Origin of the sequence: Aquimarina hainanensis (assembly GCF_042684685.1) — a bacterium.
Lineage (GTDB): Bacteria > Bacteroidota > Bacteroidia > Flavobacteriales > Flavobacteriaceae > Aquimarina > Aquimarina hainanensis.
Genome location: NZ_JBHULX010000037.1, coordinates 1 through 674, shown reverse-complemented (window position 1 = coordinate 674; position 674 = coordinate 1). Strand labels below are relative to the sequence as shown.

Here is a 674-nt window from a genome sequence, read left to right as displayed (position 1 = left end):
CCTCCTGTACCATCGGTATTGGGTAACGGTAGCATCGTTCCGCCATCTCCTGTACCTGCAACCGTATTATCATCTGTATCAACACTATCAGCAAATCCATCACCATCGACATCAACCATAGACGTTGGATCTCCCGGGGTTGGATAATCTATCGCTCCATCACCATCAGTATCTACTCCTCCAGCTTCTGTAATATCTGTTAACCCATCATTATCACTATCTAAATCCAGGCTATCTATAATACCGTCATTATCACTGTCCGGTGACGGTAAATTGGTTCCGCCATCTCCTGTTCCTGCAACCGTATTATCATCCGTATCAACACTATCAGCAAATCCATCGCCATCAGTATCGGTAATTCCATCTAAAACTCCATCGCCATCTGCATCAACTCCTCCGTTTTCTATTGTATCTGAAATTCCATCATTATCACTATCTAAATCTAAGTAATCTACAACTCCATCATTATCCTGGTCTCCTACAACCAGAGCCGTTCCGCCATCTCCTGTACCTGCAACTGTATTATCATCCGTATCAACACTATCAGCAAATCCATCACCATCAACATCAGCCATAGAGGTTGGATCTCCCGGAGTCGGGTAGTCTATCGCTCCGTCTCCATCGGTATCAACTCCTCCGTTTTCTACGATATCTGCAACTCCATCATTATCACT

At 44.4% G+C, this 674-nt stretch carries 1 pseudogene; it reads right to left on the bottom strand.

What is annotated here, in order from left to right:
- Positions 1 to 674: pseudogene (locus tag ACFSTE_RS15990) on the bottom strand (hypothetical protein); the annotation flags it as partial.